The 3,662-nt window shown below is 68.8% G+C and carries 4 protein-coding genes; 1 reads left to right on the plus strand and 3 read right to left on the minus strand.

Features of this window, described 5'->3' with window-relative positions; translation table 11 throughout:
- The 3 genes from ACFV4K_RS35055 to ACFV4K_RS35065 form a co-directional block, all read right to left on the minus strand.
- Positions 1-193 (minus strand): hypothetical protein (locus ACFV4K_RS35055; RefSeq protein ID WP_379280596.1); only part of this gene is annotated, 193 nt, incomplete at its 3' end.
- Position 194: 1 nt separating this feature from the next.
- Positions 195-1,229 (minus strand): recombinase RecA, encoded by a 1,035-nt coding sequence (gene recA, locus ACFV4K_RS35060; RefSeq protein WP_357282885.1) that lies wholly within the window; start codon positions 1,227-1,229, stop codon positions 195-197.
- A 171-nt stretch (positions 1,230-1,400) separates the two neighbouring features.
- Positions 1,401-2,423 carry an Lrp/AsnC family transcriptional regulator gene (locus ACFV4K_RS35065; RefSeq protein ID WP_379280597.1) on the minus strand — a complete coding sequence of 341 codons (1,023 nt, stop codon included), beginning with the start codon at positions 2,421-2,423 and terminating at the stop codon, positions 1,401-1,403.
- Between the two features lie 95 nt (positions 2,424-2,518).
- On the opposite strand from ACFV4K_RS35065, the gene ACFV4K_RS35070 reads away from it, so the two are divergent.
- On the plus strand, positions 2,519-3,662 hold a 1,144-nt coding region (locus ACFV4K_RS35070; RefSeq protein ID WP_379280598.1), incomplete at its 3' end, for an MFS transporter.

Genomic DNA, 3,662 nt, shown 5'->3' on the forward strand with positions numbered 1-3,662 from the left:
CGGGGTGGGCGGAGTCGCGGCCGAAGCGGTCGGGGCTCGGCAGGGCGGCCGGGGGGGGGGTGGGGGGGGAGGGGCGGCGCGCGGACTTGGCGTCGCGGGATTCCAGTTGGCGGCGGAGGCGTTCCACCGCGTCGAGCTGGGGGGTGGGCCCCGGCGGGGTGCGCCGGGGCCCTTCGGAATCCCGCGAGGTCATGTCAGAAGTCGGCGGCGGTTTCCTCGGCGGTGACGTCCGCGCCGATGCCGAGCTTCTCCTTGATCTTCTTCTCGATCTCGTCGCGGACATCGGTGTTCTCGAGCAGAAACTTGCGGGCGTTCTCCTTGCCCTGGCCGAGCTGGTCGCCCTCGTAGGTGTACCAGGAGCCGGACTTGCGGATGAAGCCCTGATCGACACCCATGTCGATGATCGAGCCCTCCTTGGAGATGCCGAAGCCGTAGAGGATGTCGAACTCGGCCTGTTTGAACGGCGGCGAGACCTTGTTCTTGACGACCTTCACGCGGGTGCGGTTACCGACCGCGTCGGAGCCGTCCTTCAGCGTCTCGATGCGGCGCACGTCCAGGCGGACCGAGGCGTAGAACTTCAGCGCCTTACCACCGGTGGTGGTCTCGGGGGAGCCGAACATGACGCCGATCTTCTCGCGCAGCTGGTTGATGAAGATGGCGGTGGTGCCGGAGTTGTTCAGCGCCGAGGTCATCTTGCGCAGCGCCTGGCTCATCAGGCGGGCCTGCAGACCGACGTGGCTGTCACCCATCTCGCCCTCGATCTCGGCGCGCGGCACCAGGGCGGCGACGGAGTCGATGACGATGATGTCGATGGCGCCGGAACGCACCAGCATGTCGGCGATTTCGAGCGCCTGCTCACCGGTGTCGGGCTGGGAGACCAGCAGCGCGTCGGTGTCGACACCGAGCTTGCGGGCGTAGTCCGGATCCAGCGCGTGCTCGGCGTCGATGAACGCCGCGACGCCGCCGTTGGCCTGCGCGTTGGCGACCGCGTGCAGCGCGACGGTGGTCTTACCCGAGGATTCCGGGCCGTAGATCTCCACGATGCGGCCGCGCGGCAGGCCGCCGATGCCGAGAGCGACGTCCAGCGCGATGGATCCGGTGGGAATCACCGCGATCGGCTGGCGCGCCTCTTCTCCCAGGCGCATGACCGCGCCCTTACCGAAACCCTTCTCGATCTGCGCCAACGCCAGTTCGAGGGCCTTGTCACGATCGAAAGCCGGAGGTGCCATCGTCTGTCCCCTTCTCAACGGGTGAGTCTCATACTGTGGTTGGCGCCCACGTTAGAGGGAGGCACCGACAACTTCCGACGACGAGCTTAGACGAACAGGTGTTCGATGCAAGCGACGCGCTGAACGACACGCGAAACACCTGGTAGCAACCGATCGGCAAGCCGACCGGGCTCAGGGCACGACCCCCACCTTCCGGTCATCCAACAACGTCGTCGACTGCTTGAACATCCGCAACGCCGACAGCACCTGAACATCGTTGATCCCCGGCAGCACTCCCAGCGACTCGGTGACGTACCGGTACAGATGCGCGGTGTCGTGACACACCACCGCGGCCACCAGGTTCACGGTCCCCGTCGTCGCCGCGACGAAGGCGACCTCCGGGTGCGTGGCGACGGCCCGGCCCACCGCCTCCAGATCCCCGGGCCGCACCCGCATCCACAGCATGGCCCGCGACACGTAACCCATTCGCTCCAAAGCGAAGTCGAGATCGAAGTACAGCACCCCGGATTCGATGAGCTCGCTCATGCGCCGCGCCACCCGGCTCGAACTCCACCCGGTGACGGTGGCGATCTGCGCGTAGGAGGCCCGCCCGTCGCGCCCCAGGATGGCCAGCATCGCCTCGTCCTCCCGCGACAGCTGAACCGATTTCTCCGGCCCCCGCGGCTCCCACATGGGCGGCCGCGGCCCCAGTTCACGAAGCTGCCCGGCCGTGAGCAGCCTGCTGTAGCGCGGCCACTCCTCGGCGAACGGGAACTGCCGCATCACCTCGTGCACGGTCAGCTCGAGCACCTGCGTGGCGCGCGGGATCATCCGCAACAGCAGCTCGTCCTGCCGCTCCACCGATCGCGGCCGGCACACGCAGGTCACCTCGAATCCGGTGGCCAGCAAGGAAACCCAGCTCACATCCGGTTGCCGGGCGAGCGCCTCGGCCAGCGCGACCGCCCGATTCGGCGGGGTCCGCATGCGCAGGATCCACCGGGTGCGCCCGAGCGGCACCGTATTCACCTGCCCGGCGACGTGGAGCATGCCGCGCCGCCGCAGCGACCGGTAACGGCGGGCGACGGTCTGCTCGGATACGCCGAGGATCGCGCCGAGCCGGGCGAATGGGATGCGCGCGTCGGTGACCAGGCCGTGAATGATCTGCTTGTCGAGCGTATCCAGAACGGCGGATTCATCCGCCTCTTCAGCATCCATGGGAGGAATCTTTCGCCAGAGCCGGTACGGCTAGGGGAAACTGGGCTTCATGGTCAGTCTAGGTGACGAAATCGCTCGTTCTCCTGGAGGTTCCCATGCGGAAATGGCTCCCCCTCATCGCGGCCTGCCTGGGCACGCTGATGCTTCTCATCGACGTCACGATCGTGAATGTCGCCTTGCCCGATATCGCCGTCGATCTCGGCACCGGCCTGTCCGGATTGCAGTGGGTCGTCGACGGTTACGCTCTCGCCCTGGCCGCCCTGCTGCTGGTCCTGGGCTCGCTCGCCGACCGGGTCGGCGCGAAACCCACCTATCTGGTGGGCCTGGTCCTGTTCGCGGCCGCCTCGCTGGCCTGCGGTGTCGCGCGGTCCGCTGAGGTGCTGGTGGCCGCGCGCGCCGCGCAGGGCATCGGCGGTGCGGCCATGCTGGCGACGACGCTGTCCCTGTTGCACGCCACCTACACCGGCAAGGAGCGCGGCGTGGCGTTCGGCGCGTGGGGCGCGGTGGCGGGCGCGTCCGCGGGCATCGGCGTGGTGCTCGGCGGTGTGCTCACCGATCTGCTGTCGTGGCGGTGGATCTTCTTCGTGAACCTGCCTATCGCGGCGATCACGATTCCCTTGACCGCCATCGCTTTCGGCCCGTCGCCGCGCCGCGCCGATCGTGGCGTGGACCTGCCCGGTATGGCGGCGTTCGCGCTGGCGGCGACCGCGGTGACCTACGGCATCATTCGCGGCGGCGAACACGGCTGGACCGATGCCCGCGCCGTGACCGCCCTGATCGCCGGTGCGGCAGCACTGCTGGCGTTCCTGGCCGTCGAATCCCGCAGCGCCGCACCGATGCTGCCGCTGACTCTGCTGCGTCACACCGGCTTGGTCGCGACCTTGATCGCCGCTCTCGGCATGAGTTTCGCCGCCTTTGCGGCCAGCCCGCTGATCTCGCTGTGGCTCCAGCGGCAACTGCACCTGACTCCGTTGCGGGCCGGGCTGTCGCTGCTGCCGATGTCGGTGAGCGCCTTCCTGACGTCGGGCGTGTTCGGTCGGCAGCTGCACGACCTGTCGCCGAAGTGGTCGATCGGGGGCGGCCTGCTCACGATCGGCGTGGGCAGCGGGCTGCTGACCCTGATCGACGCCGGATCGTCCTGGACCGCCGCGGTTCCCGGGCTGCTGGTGATCGGCGCGGGCGTCGGCGTGATGGCTCCGCCGCTGGTGGCCGTGGGGATGGCCGCCGTCCCGCCGCAGC

Origin of the sequence: Nocardia sp. NPDC059764, from assembly GCF_042732555.1 — a bacterium.
Classification (GTDB): Bacteria; Actinomycetota; Actinomycetes; order Mycobacteriales; family Mycobacteriaceae; genus Nocardia.

Excerpts from the sequence above, each read along its gene's own strand:
- ACFV4K_RS35065 (WP_379280597.1), bottom strand. The coding sequence starts at position 2,423 with ATGGATGCTGAAGAGGCGGATGAATCCGCCGTTCTGGATACGCTCGAC.
- recA (WP_357282885.1), bottom strand. The coding sequence starts at position 1,229 with ATGGCACCTCCGGCTTTCGATCGTGACAAGGCCCTCGAACTGGCGTTG.